20 protein-coding genes and 1 pseudogene are annotated in these 20,478 nt (G+C 59.8%); 20 read left to right on the top strand and 1 reads right to left on the bottom strand.

The window, feature by feature from the left end; genetic code table 11:
- Positions 1–6: 6 nt before the first annotated feature.
- The 7 genes from B3M52_RS12130 (at position 7) to B3M52_RS12100 (ending at position 6,322) form a co-directional block, all read left to right on the top strand.
- Positions 7–954, top strand: coding sequence for an ABC transporter ATP-binding protein (locus B3M52_RS12130; protein WP_075195912.1), 948 nt, complete (start codon positions 7–9; stop codon positions 952–954).
- Positions 954–1,694, top strand: a complete 741-nt coding sequence (locus tag B3M52_RS12125; protein ID WP_075195911.1) for an ABC transporter permease — start codon at positions 954–956, stop codon at positions 1,692–1,694. Before B3M52_RS12130 ends, B3M52_RS12125 begins: the two co-directional genes overlap by 1 nt.
- Positions 1,695–2,306 carry a LysE family translocator gene (locus tag B3M52_RS12120; RefSeq protein ID WP_075195910.1) on the top strand — a complete coding sequence of 204 codons (612 nt, stop codon included), beginning with the start codon at positions 1,695–1,697 and terminating at the stop codon, positions 2,304–2,306.
- 153 nt (positions 2,307–2,459) lie between these two features.
- Complete coding sequence (locus tag B3M52_RS12115) at positions 2,460–3,026, top strand: YdeI/OmpD-associated family protein (RefSeq protein WP_041335325.1); 567 nt, start codon at positions 2,460–2,462, stop codon at positions 3,024–3,026.
- A complete protein-coding gene (locus B3M52_RS12110; RefSeq protein ID WP_075195909.1) occupies positions 3,023–4,411 on the top strand; it encodes a C13 family peptidase in 1,389 nt (462 codons plus the stop codon). Before B3M52_RS12115 ends, B3M52_RS12110 begins: the two co-directional genes overlap by 4 nt.
- A gap of 28 nt (positions 4,412–4,439) precedes the next feature.
- Positions 4,440–5,660 carry a helix-turn-helix domain-containing protein gene (locus B3M52_RS12105; protein WP_075195908.1) on the top strand — a complete coding sequence of 407 codons (1,221 nt, stop codon included), beginning with the start codon at positions 4,440–4,442 and terminating at the stop codon, positions 5,658–5,660.
- Between the two features lie 35 nt (positions 5,661–5,695).
- Complete coding sequence (locus tag B3M52_RS12100) at positions 5,696–6,322, top strand: PQQ-binding-like beta-propeller repeat protein (protein WP_036204389.1); 627 nt, start codon at positions 5,696–5,698, stop codon at positions 6,320–6,322.
- 62 nt (positions 6,323–6,384) lie between these two features.
- Here B3M52_RS12100 and B3M52_RS12095 read toward each other — a convergent pair whose 3' ends face one another.
- Entirely contained in the window at positions 6,385–7,629 is a 1,245-nt protein-coding gene (locus B3M52_RS12095) for an MFS transporter (RefSeq protein ID WP_075195907.1), read from the bottom strand.
- Between the two features lie 174 nt (positions 7,630–7,803).
- Between B3M52_RS12095 and B3M52_RS12090 the strand changes: the two genes are divergently transcribed.
- The 13 genes and pseudogenes from B3M52_RS12090 to B3M52_RS12030 form a co-directional block, all read left to right on the top strand.
- On the top strand, positions 7,804–8,031 hold the full coding sequence (locus B3M52_RS12090; RefSeq protein ID WP_075195906.1) for a hypothetical protein: 228 nt from the start codon (positions 7,804–7,806) through the stop codon (positions 8,029–8,031).
- A gap of 103 nt (positions 8,032–8,134) precedes the next feature.
- On the top strand, positions 8,135–8,551 hold the full coding sequence (gene ndhC, locus B3M52_RS12085) for an NADH-quinone oxidoreductase subunit A (RefSeq protein WP_041335332.1): 417 nt from the start codon (positions 8,135–8,137) through the stop codon (positions 8,549–8,551).
- 72 nt (positions 8,552–8,623) lie between these two features.
- Positions 8,624–9,301: a NuoB/complex I 20 kDa subunit family protein gene (locus B3M52_RS12080; RefSeq protein WP_075195905.1), complete on the top strand. Its 678-nt coding sequence runs from the start codon at positions 8,624–8,626 to the stop codon at positions 9,299–9,301.
- An 11-nt stretch (positions 9,302–9,312) separates the two neighbouring features.
- A complete protein-coding gene (gene nuoC / locus B3M52_RS12075; protein WP_075195904.1) occupies positions 9,313–11,058 on the top strand; it encodes an NADH-quinone oxidoreductase subunit C/D in 1,746 nt (581 codons plus the stop codon).
- Positions 11,058–11,573, top strand: a complete 516-nt coding sequence (gene nuoE, locus B3M52_RS12070; RefSeq protein WP_075195903.1) for an NADH-quinone oxidoreductase subunit NuoE — start codon at positions 11,058–11,060, stop codon at positions 11,571–11,573. Before nuoC ends, nuoE begins: the two co-directional genes overlap by 1 nt.
- The gene (gene nuoF, locus B3M52_RS12065; RefSeq protein ID WP_075195902.1) at positions 11,570–12,952 is read left to right on the top strand and encodes an NADH-quinone oxidoreductase subunit NuoF; all 1,383 of its coding nucleotides are present in this window, start codon (positions 11,570–11,572) and stop codon (positions 12,950–12,952) included. Before nuoE ends, nuoF begins: the two co-directional genes overlap by 4 nt.
- 30 nt (positions 12,953–12,982) lie before the next feature.
- On the top strand, positions 12,983–15,724 hold the full coding sequence (gene nuoG, locus B3M52_RS12060; RefSeq protein WP_075195901.1) for an NADH-quinone oxidoreductase subunit NuoG: 2,742 nt from the start codon (positions 12,983–12,985) through the stop codon (positions 15,722–15,724).
- Entirely contained in the window at positions 15,721–16,698 is a 978-nt protein-coding gene (nuoH, locus tag B3M52_RS12055; protein ID WP_075195900.1) for an NADH-quinone oxidoreductase subunit NuoH, read from the top strand. Before nuoG ends, nuoH begins: the two co-directional genes overlap by 4 nt.
- Before the next feature lie 31 nt (positions 16,699–16,729).
- Positions 16,730–17,278, top strand: a complete 549-nt coding sequence (gene nuoI / locus B3M52_RS12050; protein WP_036205735.1) for an NADH-quinone oxidoreductase subunit NuoI — start codon at positions 16,730–16,732, stop codon at positions 17,276–17,278.
- A gap of 42 nt (positions 17,279–17,320) precedes the next feature.
- Positions 17,321–17,863 carry an NADH-quinone oxidoreductase subunit J gene (nuoJ, locus tag B3M52_RS12045; protein WP_075195899.1) on the top strand — a complete coding sequence of 181 codons (543 nt, stop codon included), beginning with the start codon at positions 17,321–17,323 and terminating at the stop codon, positions 17,861–17,863.
- On the top strand, positions 17,860–18,168 hold the full coding sequence (gene nuoK / locus B3M52_RS12040; RefSeq protein ID WP_075195898.1) for an NADH-quinone oxidoreductase subunit NuoK: 309 nt from the start codon (positions 17,860–17,862) through the stop codon (positions 18,166–18,168). The genes nuoJ and nuoK overlap by 4 nt, the downstream gene beginning before the upstream one ends.
- Positions 18,165–20,033 (top strand): NADH-quinone oxidoreductase subunit L, encoded by a 1,869-nt coding sequence (gene nuoL / locus B3M52_RS12035; protein ID WP_075195897.1) that lies wholly within the window; start codon positions 18,165–18,167, stop codon positions 20,031–20,033. The genes nuoK and nuoL overlap by 4 nt, the downstream gene beginning before the upstream one ends.
- Positions 20,030–20,478: pseudogene (locus tag B3M52_RS12030) on the top strand (NADH-quinone oxidoreductase subunit M); the annotation flags it as partial. The gene nuoL and the pseudogene B3M52_RS12030, both read left to right, overlap by 4 nt.

Raw genomic sequence — 20,478 nt, 5'->3', positions numbered from 1 at the left:
GGTCGGATGATTGAACTGAAAAATGTCTCCCGGCGTTTCGGCGATACCATCGCAGTGGATGGGGTTAACCTGACCATCGAAACCGGTGAAGTCTGCGTGCTGGTGGGCAGTTCCGGCTGCGGTAAATCGACCACGCTGCGCATGATCAACCGTCTTTTGCCCCACAGCGCTGGCGAGATATTGGTGGATGGTGAGGACATCACCACCATGAATCCGGAACAGCTGCGGCTGAACATGGGGTATGTGATCCAGGGTACGGGGTTGTTTCCTCACTGGACGGTGGCGCGCAACATCGCCATGGTGCCCAGGCTATTGAACTGGCCGAGGGAGCGGATCGACGCACGAGTCGACGAGTTGATGACCTTGTTGGATCTCGACCCCAGCGCCCACGCCAACAAATACCCCCAGCAATTGTCTGGCGGCCAGGCGCAACGGGTCGGTGTTGCGCGGGCATTGGCGGCGGACCCCAACATTCTGCTGATGGACGAACCTTTTGGTGCATTGGATGCCATAACGCGGGAAAACCTCCAGCTGGAAATGCTGCGGATCCAGAAGCAGGTCCGTAAAACCACTGTTTTCGTGACCCACGATATTGATGAAGCACTGAAGCTGGCCACCCGGATTGCCGTGATGGATCAGGGGCGCATCATCCAGCATGACACGCCGGAGAATATCCTCCGCCATCCAGCATCGGACTTTGTTGAAAACCTGATTGGCAAGCAGGACCGCGGTCTGAAACTGATGAGCCTGCGGCCTGTGCGAGACCTGATGGCCAATCACACTGAGCCGCGGCAGTCGGAACCCGGGGAGCATGTACTCAGGGAGGAAGACAGTGTTCGCCTGGCTCTGTCCGTGATGCTCTGGCAGGACCTGCGGCAGGTCGCGGTGTTCAATGCGCAGGGGCAGGAGACAGGTGTGATTACCCGTGAACGCATTATCCAGGAAGGCGTGTAATGCGTGTCTGGTTACCTGCCACTCTTTTGGCTTCACTGCTGATCGTGCTGAGTGCCGGCATGCCGGTGCTGGAGCCATTGTTTAACTGGGTGCAGCCGGGCAAGCAGCAGGTGATCTATGAACGGGAGAGTTTTTTATTCCTGCTTCAGAATCACCTGATGCTGGTCGTCGTATCGGCGGCCGTGGGTACGTTCGTTGCGGTGGCTGGCGGCATCTTTGTTACCCGTCCTTTTGGCCGCGATTTCCTGCCCTTGGTTGGGCAAGTGGCCTCCATTGGCCAGACCTTTCCGCCGGTGGCTGTACTTGCGTTGGCGGTACCAGTGCTTGGTTTCGGCGAGGCTCCGATTCTTCTTGCGTTGGTCCTTTATGGCTTGCTGCCCATTCTGCGTAATACCCTGGCGGGGCTGGAAGGTATCAATCCGGCTGTGCGGGAGGCCGCACTGGGTATGGGTATGTCGCCAGTGCAGGTCCTTGTGCGAGTAGAACTGCCCCTAGCCGGAAGGGTCATTCTCGCGGGTATTCGAACCTCTGTTACTATCAATATCGCGACCGCCGCTATCGGCTCAACCATTGGGGCCCGCACCCTGGGCGATCCGGTGATCGCCGGGCTGGTGAACGGCAATACCGCGTATGTGCTGCAAGGAGCGATTCTGATCGGGTTGCTTGCGCTGACAACGGATAGCCTGTTTGAAGCACTTGAACGATCCTGGGATCGTCGATTGCAATCCGTAGGAGTCTAGATGGGTAGTTATCTGCTGTTCGTAGTTATCGCTATAGCGACTGTCCTCAGCCCGGGGCCAGGCGTTATGTTGACACTGACCAACGCCATTCGGTTCGGTGTGTCCGGTGCCTTCGGCGGAATTCTGGGGATTGCCTCTGGTACTTTCATTGTTGCGGGTATTTCAGCCACAAGCCTGGGCATTGTACTGGCGACGTCAGCGACGGCATTTAGCGTCATGAAGTTTATCGGTGTCGCCTACCTGATTTATCTGGGGGTAAAACTGTGGCGGTCTCCTGTCACCGAAATTGAGGAAGCGACGACGGCAGCTCGGAGCAGGAAGCTCCAGTTTCTCGAGGGGCTGACATTGCAACTGACAAACCCGAAAGCCGTCTTTTTCTTCTTGTCGGTATTCCCGCAATTTATTGATTACTCGACTGAATTTGTCGGCCAGTTCGCCCTTTTGGTTGTGACTTACAGCGCCCTGGTTGTCGCCATCCACTTGCTGTATGCGCGCCTCGCCAGATCAGCCCGTGGCTGGCTTTCATCTGAAAAAGGGGGGCACTTGGTCAATAAACTGGGTGGGGCGACGTTTGTTGGTTTTGGGCTGGGGCTGGCAACGGCGAGCAGGTAGCGGCGAATCACTTCCAGCGCTTGTATGGGTGATTCAGTCGTTGGAAACTGCACCATTGTCTGTGGTGTAGCCATCGGTTAGATTTTCCAAATATGTCGGCGATAAAGTCAAAGAAAGTGGTAATGCCTAGTGCATGTCGAGGGGAGGAAAAGCATGGAGCAAAGTGAAACAAACTCTCAGTTCAACGCGGAATTACTTTGTCCGGCTAAGCCCGGCGAAGGCGCTCCCTGGGCCTTTATCGTTCTGCCCCGGGAGGCAAGCGAAAAGCTTCCCAGGCGGGGAAGAACAACGGTAGAGGCCAGCCTCAACGGTCATCATTTTCAGGTAACGCTCGAGCCCGATGGTCAATTGAGCCATTGGCTAAAGGTGAGCAAGGAACATCTCGAAGCCGCAGGTGTGAGCGTCGGTGATGTTGTTGATTTGGGCATCAGGCCGGTGGACCAGGAACCTGAACCAGAAGTTCCCTCGGACCTGCAAGAGGCGTTGGAAGCGGCCCCCGAGGCTCGGGTGGTTTGGAATGAGACAACCACCATCGCGCGTCTGGACTGGATTCATTGGATTGTCTCAGCCAAGCAGGCAAAAACCCGGACGAAGCGAATTAGCGATGCGTGCGACATGCTGGCCTCGGGAAAGCGGCGCGTTTGCTGCTTTGATCCTTCAGGGTATTACAGCAAAGCACTCAGTGCGCCCAAGGCGGCGGACACACAGGAGACTGGATGAGCAAGCCCGTTGTATCAAGCCCCCTGCGGCGAGCTTTCCCGCTTGTCGCAATCCTTTTGCTCACCGCCTGCGATGCGCCACAACTGCTTCCGCCTGACGCCCGCCTTCCGGACGGCAGTACCTATTCCGGTGATATTCAGGACGGTTACTTTCACGGTGAAGGCGTTCAGGAATTTGCCAGTGGCATGGTTTACACCGGTCAGTTCCAGGAGGGCTACTGGCACGGCCATGGTGAGCTCGAGTCCCCGGCGGGTTGGCATTACGAGGGCGAGTTCCAGAAAGGGACGATGTCGGGACAGGGCGTAATCGAAGACGACGGCAGTCGCTACGAGGGGGAATTCCGGAACGGTGAGTTTCACGGTGAGGGGCGTTACGAAGCCGGTGGCAGTGTCTATATCGCTGAGTTTGAAGATGGCGAGCCCGTGGAGGGAAAACACGTTACGGATTACGGCACCTACGAAGGGGAGTTCCGTGACTGGTATTACCACGGGGAAGGCAGCTACGCCTTTACCGGCGAATCGGAGGATCTGGGTAGCCTCACAGGAACCTGGGAGTTTGGTGAGTTCTTCGACCAGGAAGAGTACGTCGCGGAAGCACCTGTCCCGGAAGAACCAGCGCTTTTCACCGAGACTATTCTCGTCGAAGACCGTCGGCGCCTGAACAACCAGATCGAGAGCCTCGCCCCTGAACAGGCGGAGGCAGCAGATGCTTACTTCCTGGCAGTTGGTGGCGACGGCACCGAGTCGGTGTTCATGCGCGATATCCAGGTTGCCAAAACTGGCCTTCAGGCGCAGTTCGATGTGGAAAACCGCGCCATCATGCTGCTCAATCACCGGGACTATGAAACGTTTCCCCTGGCTACCCGGCCATCCATTGCCTCAGCTCTGGCGGCATTGGATGCGCAGATGAATCCTGAGGAAGACCTGCTTGTGGTTCACCTGGTCAGCCACGGTATGCAAAACGGACAACTGCTGTTGCAGCAACCCGGTATCGAGTTGCCGAACCTCTCGCCGCAGGATTTTGCGAAAATGCTGGAACCACTGAACGCGCGCCGAAAATTGCTGGTAATTTCGGCATGCTACTCCGGTCAGTGGATAGAGCCACTCAAGGACGAAGACACACTGATCATGACCTCCGCGCGGGCAGACCGTACCTCTTTCGGCTGTGGTGATGACTCGGAAATGACCTGGTTCACCAAGGCGGTTTATCAGAGTGTGGGGCTGTCATTGGCCGACCCTGATGCCATGTTCGAGGACATCAACCAGCAGATCCGAATCTGGGAAGAAGAGATTGGTATGGAGGAATCGAATTGGTCCTATCCCCAGTCGCACGTGGGTGAGAACCTGCGCGAGTGGTTGAGCCAGATGCCTCAGCCTGCACCTTAGAAAGCTAAAACACCGTGACGAGCTCGCGATGGACCCACTGATCACAGCCGCTGGTCGAGCACTTGCGATGGGCGACCCGTTGGCCGCGCTGAACTGCGTTGCCTTGCGCGACGACGCGCCGTCGCTTGCGCTGCGTGGCATCGCCATGGCCCAGCTCGGAGAACTGGACCGGGCCAGGGTGTTGATAGGCAACGCTACCCGTGCTTTTGGTTCGCAGAAACCGTTGGCACGCGCAAAGTGCATTGTGGCCGAGGCGGAAATTGCGCTTGCTTCCCGTGATCTCGGCTGGCCATCCCGCAAGCTTGACGCAGCGCGCGAGGTGCTGGAACAGCATGGCGACCGGGTGAATGCAACGCATGCGCGCTATATCGATATCCGGCGCCGGCTGCTGATCGGTCGACTCGATGAAGCTGAGCTCGAACTGGGGGTTATGGACGTAGCCTCGTTGCCGCCGGCGTTGAGAGCCATCCATGAACTTATTGTTGCCGGGATCGCTATGCGGCGCCTGGAAACCCAGGTGGCACGCGATGCGCTCCTGCAGGCCGAACGCGCCTCACAGCACGCCGGTATTCCGGCTCTTGTGGCTGAAGTCGCCAGTAAAGTTGAACTTCTGGGCTTGCCCGCCGCTCGCCTGACCAGGATGGGTAGTGAGCGTTTGCTGCTTCTGAACGAAGTAGAAGCGTTAATGGCGTCCCAGGCGTTTGTGGTCGACGGGTGCCGTTATACCGTGAAGCACAAGGAAGCCGTTGTGTTACTCGCGACGCGCCCAGTGCTGTTCGTGTTGCTTCGCATCATGGCTGAAGCCTGGCCCAAAGAAGCATCCAGAGACGAGCTGATTGCACGGGCATTTCGCATGAAACAGGCTGATGATTCCCATCGTGCACGCCTGCGGGTGGAGATCGGGCGCCTTCGTGAGTTATTGAAGCCGTTGGCAACCGTGGATGCCACGTCACGGGGTTTTGCACTGGTACCCCACGAGGCGTGCGAGGTGGCCGTCCTGGCACAGCCAGTGGAGGAAAAGTACGCGCCTATACTGGCACTGCTTTCCGATGGTGAGTCCTGGTCGAGTTCCGCCTTGGCTCTGGCGTTGAATATCGGCCAGCGCAGCGTGCAGCGGGCACTCGATACGTTAGCGACAGAAGGCAAGGTTTACTCGTTTGGCCGGGGCCGAAACCGCCGCTGGACAACGCCACCCATTGCCGGATTCGCGACAATCTTGTTACTCCCTGGTTCACTGGCCCTTGGCTAATATGGGGACGTGATTAAGTCAACCAGGAGACGACCATGAAACAGTTTAGTGCAGAGATTCTCAACGAGTACGGCCCCTTCCACGGAGCTGAGCAGATCCATGGTGTTACATTCGATGGGCAACGCGTCTGGTTCGCATCCGGTGACAAACTGAATGCAATCGATCCGGATAGCGGCAAGCCGGTCGATTCCCTTAGTGTGCCCGCACAAGCCGGGACCGCTTTCGACGGGCACCATATCTTTCAGATTGCGGACAGCCAGATTCAAAAGGTTGATCCAAAAACCGGCGAGGTACTTGGAACCATCCCTGCGCCAGACGGCTGCTCGGGGCTGGCATGGGCGGAAGGTTCTCTCTGGGTGGGGCAGTATCAGGCGTGCAAGATTCATCAGCTGGACCCGCAAACAGGGAAGGTTCTTCGTAGCATCGAATCCAACCGACATGTGACCGGTGTTACCTGGATCGACAGCGAACTTTGGCACGCCACCTGGGACGGTGACGACAATGAGATCAGGCAGATCGACCCCCAGACCGGGGACGTTCTGAAAAGCATTGCAATGCCGTCCGGCGTTGGCATATCGGGACTTGGGGCCGATGGTCGTAGTCGCTTCTTCTGCGGAGGCGGCCAGAGTGGGAAGTTGAGGGTTGTTCGTCGTCCGGATTAGCTGCCCAAACCATCCATGGACAGGTGGCTCAGTGGGGTTGTTGCAGGCGCATCCTACGCATCCTAGATGTCTCGTGATTCAAACTCCGTATTGCGCGGATCAAGTTCCTCAACCCCCAATCCTGCTTCCGGAGTGACGGTGTAGTACTGCTCCTGCTGCTCCACAGTCGGGTGTTGGCGCTTCGGCCCCGCCACCATGAACAGGATCAGCCCTCCCAGCATCAGGGCATTGCTGACGAAAAGGCCCCGCGGCCCCAGAAGGTCCATGAATAGGGAACTGATCAGCGGGCCGATGATGCTGCCAATGCCATAACTCAGTAACAGCGCTGTGCTTGCTGCGGTGATCTGGTGGGTTTCCATCAGGTCATTGGTGATGGCCACAGCGATTGGGTAGATGGCAGCACTGATGCCCATGTACAACCCGACGAATAGCACCAGGGCCACCATGCTGATGTTGCCAATAGCAGCGGCAGCCAGGCTGCACACGGCAGCGACGATGGCGGCCACCAGCATGACCCGGTATCGGTCGAAGCGGTCGCACAGTTGCCCGATGGGCCAGGCCATCAGCATGGCAGCCACGATGGCCGAAGCCATGAAGTTGGAGAGCTGCCCGAGGTTCAGGCCAATCTGATTGGCGTACACTGGCCCCATGGCATAGAAGGCACTGATGAGCAGCCCGGCGATCAGTGCGCCGAGCGTGCCCGTTGGTGACTTGTTATAGAGTTTACGTAATGACAGGCGTTCACCCTGCGAAACCGACGGTGACTCCCGGCGGGTCATTGTCAGGGGGGTGAGGGCGAGCACCACCAGGATGGTGGCCAGGGAAAAGGGAATAAAGCCCGCCGGGTCGGCGACGCGTATCAATACCTGACCCCCGGCAGTGGATAGGAAGAAGATGACCTGGTAAATGGCAAACAGGCTGGCCCGGTTACGGTTGTCGGCCTTGCTGCTGAACCAGCTTTCCATCACGATCATCAGGCCGGCCATTACGAAGCCGCCCACGGCCCGCAGGCCACCCCAGAGTCCGGCCTGGACGGCCATTGGATAAATCAGAATCGAGGCAGAAAGCACCGCGGCGAAAACCGCGAACGCGCGGATGTGTCCCACCTTTTCAATGATGCGCCCGGCATAGAGCGTGCCGGCCACAAAGCCGATGGAGTAGAACGCCAGGATCCACCCGATCACACTGGCGCTGAAGTCTTCGATGCTGAGCCTGAGCCCCAGCAGGGTCATGAGGAAAGCGTTACCCGCGATGAGCAGAATGATGCTCAGGATCAGTGACGTCAGGCTGATGATGGTTTGCCGCATCAATCGTCGGTCCCCGCTTGTCCGCTAGTCTGGATGTCCGTATAAGTTTGTGGGGTTGTGCGGAAATACTGTAGTGATGGTCTCGCTTGAATTAAAGGGGCCCATCCGATCCGTCTGTGGTGTGAATTCGTGCGCTGTTGAGAACAGCGCTTCAGAGGTGAGGTAGAAAGTTCATTGACGCCGGAACAAATCGATACCCTGCTGGAAACCATCCCCGACGCCCGTGACGGTCTCACCCGCACGGAGCGGATCATTCTCTATGTGTTACACGAAACCCAGCATGAGTTAAAAGGTCGTAACGTGCCAACGGTTATGCTCTATGGCCGGGTGGTGGAATACGTCAACATCAGCGAAGCGGAGCTCCATGTCTATCTGGACAGGTTGGGTGTGAGGGGCGGCTGAGTTGCCCCAGGTCATTGATTTTCGCCGTTCATTATTTGCGCAAACGCTAATCCACTGTTAGGTTTCTAGTCAGGGCTTCATCCTGAATTCATAGGGAGAGCGCATGGCAGACACCGTCACTGACTTGCTGGTCCGCTACTGGGCCACCGGCTTCTTCATCGTTGCCACATTGGGCCTTTGTGCCTTTATGGTGGGTGCCTCCAGCTTGCTTGGAGGGCGTAGCCGGGGTGTCAGCAAATCCCTCCCTTTTGAGTCCGGCATCGTCGGCACCGGTGATGCCAGACAACGCTTTTCCGTCAAGTTTTATCTGGTCGCGATGCTGTTCGTGATCTTCGATATCGAAGCCGTGTTCCTGTTTGCCTGGGCCATTGTCATTCCCGACGTGGGCTGGACAGGATTCTGGGGCGCGGCGGTTTTTATCCTGATTCTGCTGGCCGGTCTGCTCTATGACAGTCGTACCGGTGCCCTGGACTGGGCCCCGGAATCATCCAGCGGTAGACCTCGTAGTCCGGCAGGCTGATTCAACGCACCCGATTATGGCGCGGGCCAACGGTGATTTCGCTGTTGGGACCAGCGCCCATGGAGGCGCAGCATGTCCTACACACTGACCAGGGCGGAACCTTCGCCGGACGGTGACACGCAATACCCTGTACGGCAACAGGAACCGTCGGAAGATCCGGTGAAACGCCAGCTTGAACGCAATGTGTTCACCGGCAAGCTGAGCGACGTTCTCAATTCCGCGGTCAACTGGGGCCGCAAGAATTCCCTCTGGCCCTACAACTTCGGGCTGTCCTGCTGCTACGTGGAAATGACCACGGCCTTCACCGCGCCCCACGACATTGCCCGTTTCGGCTCCGAAGTTATCCGCGCATCGCCCCGACAGGCGGATTTCATGGTGATTGCCGGTACCTGCTTTATCAAGATGGCACCGGTGATCCAGCAACTGTACGACCAGATGCTGGAACCCAAGTGGGTAATCTCCATGGGCTCCTGCGCAAACTCCGGCGGTATGTACGATATCTACTCGGTAGTGCAGGGCGTCGACAAGTTCCTGCCAGTGGATGTGTATGTGCCCGGTTGCCCGCCCCGGCCAGAGGCCTTTCTGCAGGGGTTGCAGTTGCTGCAGGACTCCATTCAGGAGGAGCGCCGCCCGCTGTCCTGGGTGGTGGGCGATCAGGGTGTCTATCGGGCGGAGATGCCGTCCCAGCGTGAAAAATGGCGGGACCAGCGCATCCAGGCCACCGAACTGAGAACGCCGGACAAACTGTGACAAACGCAACGATGACGACAGGCACCGCTGACTTAGAGAGCCTGCTGGGCGATTTTAGAGAGGATGTACTGCATGTACAGCCCACGCTGACGGGCATGCCCGTATTCTGGGTGTCTCGTGAGAGCATCGTGGATATCCTGACCCACTTGAAGCGGCAGCCAGCGCCATTTTCCATGCTCTATGACCTGTCGGCCGTGGATGAGCGCTTGCGTGGTCACAGGAACGGTCTGCCAGAGGCTGACTTCACCGTGTTCTACCACTTGCTGTCGGTGGAGCGTAATGAAGACCTGATCCTGAAGGTTGGGCTGCCAGAGAGCGATTTGCGGGTGCCCACCGTTAGCAACGTCTTCGCCAATGCCAACTGGTACGAGCGGGAAATTCTGGACATGTTTGGCATCGCCGTCGCCGGACACCCGCATCCGGAGCGGATCCTGATGCCGCCGACCTGGACAGGCCACCCGCTGCGGAAGGATTACCCCGCCCGGGCCACCGAGTTTGACCCCTATACCCTGACTGTGGAAGGCCAGGATGCCGAACAGGAAGCCATGCGGTTCGACCCGGAAGCCTGGGGCATGCAGCGTGAACGCGACGGGGCGGAGTTTATGTTCCTCAACCTGGGGCCCAACCACCCATCCGCCCATGGAGCTTTCCGCATCGTGCTGCAACTGGACGGTGAGGAAATCGTCGATTGCGTGCCGGACATTGGCTACCACCACCGGGGCGCCGAGAAAATGGCCGAGCGCCAGTCGTGGCACAGCTTTATTCCCTACACCGATCGCATTGATTACACCGGTGGCGTGATGAACAACCTGCCTTATGTGCTGGCCGCAGAAAAACTGGCCGGTATTGAGGTGCCGGACAGGGTGAAGGTGATTCGGGTGATGATGGCCGAGATGTTCCGCATCACCAGCCATCTGCTATTCCTCGGGACGTACCTGCAGGATCTGGGGGCCATGACGCCGGTGTTCTACACCTTCAGCGACCGGCAGCGGGGCTACGAGGTGATCGAAGGCATTACCGGTTTTCGCATGCACCCGGCCTGGTACCGCATTGGCGGTGTGATGCAGGACCTGCCACAGGGTTGGGAAAAATTGGTGCAGGGCTTTCTGGACTGGATGCCTGCACGCCTGAAGGAATACGAGCGGGCGATGATGGAAAACGCCATCGTGCGCGAGCGGACCCGCCATGTGGCGGCCTTCAATACAGCCGAGGCACTGGAGTGGGGGGTGACCGGGCCTAACCTGCGGGCCACCGGCTGCGATTTTGATTTGCGTAAGCAGCGGCCTTACTCCGGTTATGAACAGTTCGATTTTGAGGTGCCGCTGGGCCACAACGGGGATGTGTTCGATCGGGGACAGTTGCGTATCGACGAAATGCGCCAGAGCCTTCGAATCATCCAGCAGTGCGTCAACAATATGCCCACGGGTGACTACAAGGCAGATCATCCGCTGACGACGCCGCCACCCCGGGAACGCATGCTCCAGCACATTGAAACCCTCATTACCCACTTCCTGCAGGTGTCCTGGGGGCCGGTGCTGGAACCCAATGAATCCCTGCAGATGATTGAGGCCACCAAGGGCATCAACAGTTATTACCTGACCAGTGACGGCAACACCATGAGCTACCGTACCCGCATCCGCACCCCGAGCTTCCCGCACCTGCAGCAGATACCGGCGGTGATGCGTGGAGGCTTCGTGCCGGACCTGATCGCCCACCTGGGCAGTATCGACTTCGTGATGGCAGACGTGGACCGCTGATGATGGCAACAACACCGCAGACACATCGGCTTATCGGCACCGACGGATTCGAACTTGATCCCGCGGACGAGGCCGCGATGCTGGGAGAAGTGGGGCACTACGAGCAGCCTCAGGCCGCGTGCATTGAGGCCCTGAAAATCGTCCAGCGCCGATACGGCTGGGTGCCGGATGGTGCCATTGGCGCCATTGCAAAGGTGCTTGGTATCGGCCCCGCGGCGGTAGAGGGCGTGGCGACCTTCTACAGCCTGATTTTTCGACAGCCGGTGGGTCGGCATGTGGTGCTGGTCTGTGACAGCAGTTCCTGTTTTCTGAGTGGTTTCGACGAATTGAAACAGGCGTTGGCGAGCCATCTTGGAATCGACTATGGCCAGACCACAGAAGACGGCCGGTTCACCCTGCTGCCGGTCTGCTGCCTGGGTGCCTGCGATGGCGCGCCGGCGCTGATGATTGACGATGATACCTATGGCCCGGTGTCGCCGGACGACCTGCCGGGCCTGCTGGAGGGTTACCCATGAGCGAGTCCATTTCCAGCCAGCGAACATCCGTGCGTTATCGCAGCCGGCTGTTGCAACCGGAGGCGGACCGTCATCCGGATACCCATCCGCTGACCTGGCGGCTGCGGGACGACGGCGAAGTGATCTGGCTTGACGAATACCTGCGCAAGGAAGGCTACCAGTCGGTTCGCAAGGCGCTGGACAACGGCGACCCTCAGGCCATCATCGCCACCATGAAAGACGCCAATGTACGAGGTCGCGGGGGTGCGGGCTTTTCTGCCGGGCTCAAGTGGAGCCTGACCCTGCAGGGCGGCGACATGCCCCGGGGCTACCTGATCTGCAATGCGGACGAAATGGAACCAGGCACCTTCAAGGACCGCCTGCTGATGGAGCAACAGCCTCACCTGCTGATCGAAGGCATGATTCTGGGGGCTTTGGCCAACAATTCCTTTTACGGCTACATCTTTCTACGCGGTGAATACGTGGAGGCAGCGCGAGTTCTGAACCGAGCTCTGGACGAAGCCAGGGAGGCCGGTTGGCTGGGCGCCAACATTAATGGCAGCGGCTTTGATTTCGACATTGCCGTGCATACCGGCGCAGGGCGGTACATCTGTGGCGAGGAAACCGCGCTGATCAATTCGCTGGAAGGCAAACGGGCCAACCCCCGTGCCAAGCCGCCGTTCCCGGGCCAGTCCGGGGCCTGGGGCAAACCCTCGGTGGTGAACAATGTGGAAACCCTGTGCAACGTGCCGGCGGTGATCCTCAAGGGTGCGGACTGGTATCAGGCACTATCCGGTGATCGCACTGACGACGGTGGCAGCAAACTCTATGGCGTGTCCGGCCCGGTGGAGAAGCCCGGCCTGTGGGAATTGCCCATGGGGACAACCGGCGCAGAAATCCTTGAGCGGGCTGGGGGTATGCGTGGCAACCGATCACTCAAGGCCTGGCTGCCAGGCGGCGCCAGCACCGGGTTTCTGTTGCCGGAGCATCTCGAGCTGCCGCTGGATTTCGACACCGTGGGCAAGGAAGGCAGTCGTCTGGGGACGGGGTTGCTGACGGTGGTACCTCAGGAACAGAGCATGGTGGCGCTGATGCGCAACCTGGAGGAATTTTTTGCGCGGGAATCCTGTGGCTGGTGCACCCCCTGCCGGGACGGGCTGCCGTGGACGGTCAAACTGCTGTGGGCACTGGAACTGGGGCAGGGTGAAACTGGCGATATCGAACTACTGGACAAGCTGGCGGCGGACTGCGGCCCAGGGCTGACCTTCTGCGCCCATGCTCCCGGCGCCGCCATGCCGTTACAGACGGCCCTCAAACACTTCCGGCAGGAGTTTGAGCAGGGCGTCAGCAAACCCAGGGGTAAGGCCCATCAGGACCCGATTCCGGTGGGAGAAATCTGAGCGAAAGTCATCGAAGGATAGGCAGGCAACATGGCGACGATTCACGTGGATGGACAACGCTATACGGTCAATGGAGCCCACAACCTGCTCCAGGCGTGTCTGTCCCTCGGCCTGGATATTCCCTATTTTTGCTGGCACCCGGCCATGGGCAGTGTGGGTGCCTGCCGCCAGTGCGCGGTCAAACAGTATAAGGACAAGGACGACGACAAGGGCATGGTGGTGATGTCCTGCATGACGCCAGCCGCGGATCAGACCCGCATTGATATCGACGATGAGGAAGCCAAAGCCTTCCGCGCCAGTGTGGTGGAGTGGCTGATGATCAACCATCCCCACGACTGCCCGGTGTGCGAGGAGGGCGGGCATTGTCACCTGCAGGACATGACGGTGATGACCGGCCATGATCGCCGCCGTTACCGGTTCCGCAAGCGCACGCGCCGGAACCAGTATCTGGGGCCGTTCATTGCCCATGAGATGAACCGGTGCATTACCTGTTACCGCTGTGTGCGTTTTTACAACGACTACGCTGGTGGTACCGACCTGGGGGCCTTTGGTGCCAAGGATAATGTCTATTTCGGTCGCTACGAAGAAGGCATTCTGGAAAGCCCCTTCGCCGGCAATCTTACGGAAGTATGCCCCACCGGCGTGTTCACGGATCAGAGCCATTCCGAACGTTACACCCGCAAGTGGGATCTGCAGTTTGCGCCCGGCATCTGCCACCAGTGTTCAATGGGTTGCAACATCAGCCCGGGGGAGCGGTACGGAGAGTTGCGCCGTATTGAAAATCGCTACCACGGTGAGGTGAACGGGTATTTCCTCTGTGACCGGGGCCGGTTCGGCTACGGTTACGTCAACCGGGCAGATCGGCCGCGACTGCCGGAATGTCGGGAATCGTCAGGCAGTGATCCGGTCAGCCTCGAAGTGGACACCGCTCTGGCCCGTATCAGCGACGCTCTGCGCCATTCCCGCCGGGTGATCGGCATCGGCTCGCCACGGGCCAGCCTGGAGAGTAATCACCAGTTGCAGGCATTGGTCGGCGTGGAAAACTTTTCCACCGGCATTGAGTCGCGGGAACAGGCCTGCCTTGACCTGATGAATCATCTGCAACGCCATACCGGCCTGCCAACGCCCACGCCCCGCGAGATGGAAGATCACGACGCCGTGTTGGTTCTGGGCGAAGACCCGGTCCAGAGCGCCGGTCGTCTGGGCTTGAGCCTTCGTCAGGCCGCGCTGTCGCGTCGTGAGGCACTGGGCGAGACCATTGGTGTGCCCGCCTGGAATGCTGAAGCCCTCAAAACCCTGGCGCAGGATCGTTACCACCCGCTGTTTATCGCCTGGCCCACCGCTACAGACCTCGATGATGTGGCTGCGGCTCGCTATGCCATGAGTCCCGATGAGATTGCCAACCTTGGCTTTGCGGTGGCCCATCGGATCGACCCGGCAGCCCCGCCAGTGGAAGGGCTTTCTGAGGCCATGGCTGAGGCTGCTGAAACCATTGCCACTGCTTTAATGGCGGCGGAGCGCCCTTTGGTGGTGAGTGGTGGATCGCTGGCCTCCGAACCGGTACTGGAAGCGGCCGGTAATGTGGCCCGAGCATTGTCCCGGCGTGCCAAACGGGGCGGGCTGGCACTGATACGGCGCGAGGCCAACAGCACGGGCTTGTCCCTGATGGGCGGCCAACCACTGGACTGGGCGCTGGAGGAACTGACCAATGGCCACGCGGATGCCGTGGTGGTGCTGGAAAACGACCTGTACCAACGAGTGCCCCGGAAAACGGTGGATGCAGCGCTGGCGCCGGCAGAGATCTGCGTGGTGCTTGATCATCAACGCACGGCAACGGCCGAGCGCGCCAACTTCCTGCTGTCCGCGGCCAGTTTCGCGGAGGCGGACGGTACGCTGGTTAACCTGGAGGGCCGGGCACAACGCTTCTTCCAGGTATATGACCCAAGTTACATGCGGCCGGAAAGCCGTATTCATGAAAGCTGGCGCTGGTTGCACGCACTGGCGGTGAACCTGCAAGGCGAGAAGGCCGGTGATATCACCCTGGATACCGTCATTGCGGCGTGTGTCGAGGCTCATCCAGAGCTGGGCGGTATGGAGGAAGCCGCTCCCGCCTCACACTACCGCATTGATGGCCTGCAGCTGGCGCGGGAGCCCCACCGGTACAGTGGCCGTACCTCCATGCGGGCGAACCAGAGCGTCAGCGAACCACGGGTGCCGCAGGACCCGGATTCCGCGTTTGCCTATTCCATGGAGGGCTACAGCGGTTATCACGAACCCCGGCAGCAGGTGCCCTTTGCCTGGGCGCCCGGCTGGAACTCGCCTCAGGCCTGGAACAAGTTTACCGACGAAGTAGGCGGGCATTTGCGCGGCGGTGACCCCGGCGTGCGTTTGATGTGTCCGGTCCCGGGGCAGGGCCATTACAGCCGACCGCCTCAACGTGCCGAGGGCGTCGAAAGCGTCGAAAGTGGAGAACGCTCGCCAGCTTTACGGGCCCTGATTCTGCCGCGGCTGTTTGGTGGCGAAGAGACGTCCTCATTGGCCGTGCCCATTCAGGAGCGTACGCAAACGCCCAGTGTCACCCTGAGCATGGATGACGCTGAACACTTGTCGATCCGGGGCGGTGACACGGTGACCCTCTTTGGGGAAACGCTATTGGTGGTTCAGAAGGATGGCTGGCCCAAAGGCTGGATCGGTCTTCCGGCCGGGCTGTTTGCCGGACTGCTTCCGGGAGAGCCAGTCGCACTGGATAACTCCGTCGGAGGTGAACCATGACCTGGTGGACTCCGCAACTGGCTGCCATTGCTTGGGGGATGTTCCAGGCCCTGGTGATCCTGCTGGGTGCTGTGCTGCTGGGTGCAGTGCTCACGGTAGTGGAGCGTCGCCTGCTGGGGCTCTGGCAGGACCGTTACGGGCCCAATCGGGTCGGGCCGTTTGGCACGCTGCAATTGGTGGCGGACATGATCAAGATCTTCTTCAAGGAGGACTGGATACCGCCATTCGCCGACCGGCCGCTGTTCGTCCTGGCGCCGGTGATTGCCTTTGCCTCATTGCTGCTGTCGTTTGTCATTATCCCGATCACCCCCGGTTGGGGCGTGGCGGACATGCACATTGGCCTGCTGTTTTTCCTGGCCATGGCTGGGGTCAACGTATACGCGGTGTTGCTCGGGGGCTGGTCCAGCGGCAACAAATACGCGCTGCTGGGCGCCATGCGCGCCACGGCCCAGACGCTGTCCTACGAAGTGTTCATGGGGCTGTCGCTGATGGGGGTAGTGGCCCTGGCCGGGTCGTTCAAACTGCGGGACATTGTCAACGCCCAGGAAGGTTTCTGGTTCATCATTCCCCAGTTCTTCGGTTTTGCCACCTTCCTGATCGCCGGTATAGCCGTCACGCACCGCCACCCGTTCGACCAGCCGGAAGCGGAACAGGAACTGGCCGACGGGTACCACATTGAATACTCCGGCATGAAATTCGGCCTGTTTTTCATCGGCGAATACGTCGGCATGGTGCTGGTGTCGGCGCTGATCGTCACGCTGTTCTTTGGCGGCTGGCACGGCCCGTGGCTGCCACCAATCCTGTGGTTCGCGCTCAAGACCGGCTTCTTCCTGATGCTGTTTATCCTGCTGCGGGCATCGTTGCCCCGGCCCCGCTATGACCGGGTGATGAGTTTTGGCTGGAAGGTGTGCTTACCGCTAACACTAATCAACTTACTGGCGACGGGGGCGGTGATGCTCCTGGTGGCTGAATAAGGGAGGACTTATGGAAAGAGAAAAGGTCCCGATCATCAAACACATGCTCTGGCTGTTGCCGGCCACCTGGTCGCAATTGCGCACCCTGGGCATGGTGTTCATGCACAGTTTTCGCAAGCGGGAGACAGTGAACTACCCGGAACAACAGGTCTATCTGCCACCGCGCTACCGCGGCCGCATTGTGCTGACCCGCGATCCGGACGGCGAAGAGCGTTGCGTGGCTTGTAACCTGTGTGCGGTGGCCTGCCCGGTGGATTGCATCTCGCTGCAGAAGGGGGAGCAGGAAGACGGCCGCTGGTACCCGGAGTTCTTCCGCATCAACTTCTCCCGCTGCATCTTTTGTGGCATGTGCGAGGAAGCCTGCCCGACGTCGGCCATCCAGCTGACGCCGGACTTCGAGATGGGCGAGTATGATCGCCAGCAACTGGTGTACGAGAAAGAGGATCTGCTGATCAATGGTCCCGGTAAAGACCATGACTACCACTTCTACAAGGTAGCGGGCATGGCCATCGGTGGTAAGGACAAGGGGCAGGCCCAGAACGAGGAGGCGCCGGAGGATGTGCGCACGTTGTTACCCTGATAGTCACCGCAATAGCGACCGTAAGCCGGAGGAGGCAATCTGATGGAGCTGGCCTTCTATGTCAGCGGACTGGTGGCGGTGCTGGCGACCATTGGCGTGATCACCGGCACCAGCCCGGTTCATGCGGTGGTGTATCTGATCGTGTCGCTGATCGCCGTGGCACTGGTGTTCTTCGCTCTGGGAGCACCGTTTGCCGGTGCCCTGGAAATCATCGTGTATGCCGGGGCGATCATGGTGTTGTTTGTGTTCGTGGTGATGATGCTGAACCTGCGGTCGGATGCAGAGCGGGAACCGTCCTGGCGGAATCCTCGCCATTGGGCAGGGCCGTCGTTGCTAACGTTGCTGCTTCTGGGTGCCCTGGCGGCCCTGATCGGTCAGGGTGGCATGGAGCAGATGATCGATGGTGAGCTGCTGACCGCACGAGCCGTGGCCCTGACCCTGTTCGGGCCCTGGTTGATGGTGGTGGAGCTGGCCGCCATTCTCCTGCTGGCGGCCCTGGTGACAGCGTCCCATGTGGGCCGGCGATCAAATCCTTTGCGAAAGCAGACGACATTGGACAACCGCAACCAGGGAGGCAACTCATGACGGGAGTTCCCATGGAGCATGGGCTGATCCTGGCCGCCATTCTGTTCAGCCTGGGGTTGCTGGGGCTGATGCTGCGTCGCAGCATGTTGTTTGTGCTGATGAGCCTGGAAGTCATGCTCAACTCGGCGGCGCTGGCGTTCGTGGTGGGGGCCACGGCCTGGAACCAGCCGGACGGCCAGGCCATGTTCCTGCTGGTCATTACACTGGCGGCGGCGGAAGCCAGTGTTGGGCTGGCGCTGATGATCCAGCTTTACCAGCGGTTCCGCTCCCTGAATCTGGATGCCGTTAGCAGGATGCGTGGATGATGGCGATGGCAGTGATTCTTTCGTTTCTGTTGCCTCTGGCGGGCACACTGATCCTGGCGTTCAGCGGCGGACGCATGGGCGCGTTGGCCAGTTCCGTCGTGGGCGTCGGTAGTGTGGGGCTGGCGGCGCTGGCCACGGCCTGGGCGACAATGGCTCACTCAGGCGGCAGTGAAGGGATAACCCTTTGGACCTGGATTGCCGTCGGGGATTTCCAGCCCACCATCGGCCTGGCAGTGGATGGCCTGGCGCTGGTGATGATGTCAGTGATTACCGGTGTGGGTTTCCTGATTCATCTGTTCGCCGCCTGGTACATGACCGGTGAGGAAGGCATTACCCGCTTCTACGCCTGGATGAACCTGTTTGTGTTCAGCATGATGCTGCTGGTGCTGGGAGACAACCTGCTGTTGTTGTTCCTCGGCTGGGAGGGTGTCGGTTTCTGCAGCTATGGCCTGATCGGCTATTACTACCGGGGCAGCGCCAATGGCTGGGCGGCTTTCAAGGCGTTCGTGGTGACACGCATTGGCGACGTGTTTCTGGCGCTGGGGCTGTTCCTGATCTTCATGGAACTGGGCACACTCGATATCCAACAATTGCTGGCCCTGGCTCCGCAGCAGTGGCAGGAAGGCAGTACCACCGCCAACCTGGCGACGTTACTGGTACTTGTTGGTGCCCTCGGCAAGTCGGCTCAGGTGCCACTGCATACCTGGTTGCCCGACGCCATGGCTGGCCCCACGCCGGTGTCTGCGCTGATCCACGCGGCGACCATGGTTACGGCGGGCGTGTACCTGATTGCCCGGCTCAATGGCCTGTTCCTGCTGGCCCCGGATGTGCTCCTGCTGGTCGGCGTGATCGGGGCAGTGTCTCTGCTGCTGGCGGCTTTTGCGGCTCTGGCCCAGACCGATATCAAGCGCGTGCTGGCCTACTCCACCATGAGCCAGATTGGCTACATGTTCGTGGCGTTGGGGGTAGGCGCGTTCGATGCCGCGATCTTCCATCTGGTGACCCACGCCTTCTTCAAGGCACTGCTGTTCCTGTCAGCCGGGGCAGTGATCATCAGTTGCCACCACGAACAGGACATGCGGCGGCTTGGCGGGCTTTGGCGCAAGCTGCCCGTGGCTTATGGTGGCTTCCTCGTGGGCGGTGCGGCGCTGGTGGCATTGCCACTGGTGTCGGCTGGCTTTTTCAGCAAGGACGAAATCCTGTGGCAGGCAATGGCGGCTGACCAGACCGGACTGCTGATTGTTGGATTGCTGGGTGCGGTGTTGACCGGCATCTATACGGTTCGGCTGATCCTCGGCACCTTCCATGGCGAGCCCGGAAGCGACCACGCCCGCCATCCGGAACCCGGCACCAACCCACTGACTCATCACCTGCCGTTGATGGTGCTGGCGGTGCTGTCCACCTTTATCGGCGCCTGGCTCTATCCGGGCCTTGGCGGACTCTTCCCGGACGCACCCGGAGAAGCAGCGGAAACCGGCCATACCCTGCTGCAGGTACTTGCCATGGGTGCCGCTATTGCGGGTTTGCTGTTGGCAGCATGGCTGTTCCTTTGGCGGCGTGACTGGCTTGCAAAACAGGTCGGGCAGGGCATAGGCGCCCGCCTGTGGACACTCTGGCACCATGCGTGGGGTTTTGACGCCCTGTTTGACCGGGTGCTGGTGCAGCCTTGGCAGTGGATGGTGAAGGTTCTGAGGGTGGATCTGGTGAACCTGGTGATGAATCTGCCAGCGCTATTGGCGCGTGCGCTTAACGCCGGGCTGGTGAAAAGCCAGAACGGTCGCGTGCGCAGCTACGCCCTGGTCATGGTGTTGGGCGCCACAATCATTCTGCTGGCTCTGGCGGTGTTGCCGGGAGGGCTAGCATGATCCTGGTGTGGTTGATCCTGATCCCGTTTGTGGGTGGGCTGCTGTGCTGGCAGGCGGACCGTTGGGGCGACAGGGCGCCTCGCTGGATAGCGCTGGCCACCATGTTGTTTGTACTGGTTATCAGCCTGGTGCTCTGGGTAACCGGTGATTTTGCGTTGCCGGGTGAGGTCACCAGGCATTGGCTGCTGGAATGGAGAACGTCCTGGATCCCGCGTTTTGGTATTGAGATTCATCTGGCGATGGACGGCCTGTCGCTGATCCTGGTGGCGTTGACCGGGTTCCTCGGTGCATTGGCCGTGCTCTGTTCCTGGCACGAGATTGACCACCGTGTGGGCTTTTTCCACCTGAACCTGCTGTTCATCCTCGGTGGTGTTGTGGGCGTATTCCTGGCGCTGGACCTGTTCCTGTTCTTCCTGTTCTGGGAAATGATGCTGGTGCCGATGTA

Origin of the sequence: Marinobacter sp. UBA2688, assembly GCF_002352785.1 — a bacterium.
Classification (GTDB): domain Bacteria; phylum Pseudomonadota; class Gammaproteobacteria; order Pseudomonadales; family Oleiphilaceae; genus Marinobacter; species Marinobacter salarius.
This window is presented reverse-complemented; position numbering and strand designations above follow the sequence as displayed.